Raw genomic sequence first — 239 nt, 5'->3', positions numbered from 1 at the left:
ACGTACTGTCGTTCGAATTTGAAGCACCACCGGGAATAGATATTCCCCTGGTTGGTGATTTAATTATTTGCCCAGCCATTGTATTAGCTGAAGCAATTGAGCAAGAGAAGTCATTTCATGACCACTTTGCTCACATGGTTATTCACGGATGCTTGCATTTGCTTGGATTTGACCATATAAAGAGTGACGATGCTTTAGAGATGGAAAGCATCGAAAAGCAATTACTTGCAGAGCTAAAC

The 239-nt window shown here is 41.0% G+C and carries 1 protein-coding gene; it reads left to right on the top strand.

Going from position 1 to position 239, the window contains the following annotated elements:
- A partial coding sequence (gene ybeY, locus AAEY88_RS15345; RefSeq protein ID WP_350563776.1) for an rRNA maturation RNase YbeY occupies positions 1 to 239 on the top strand: 239 nt, incomplete at both ends.

The organism is Psychrobacter sp. CAL346-MNA-CIBAN-0220 (genome assembly GCF_040309805.1).
Taxonomy (GTDB): domain Bacteria; phylum Pseudomonadota; class Gammaproteobacteria; order Pseudomonadales; family Moraxellaceae; genus Psychrobacter.
This window is presented reverse-complemented; position numbering and strand designations above follow the sequence as displayed.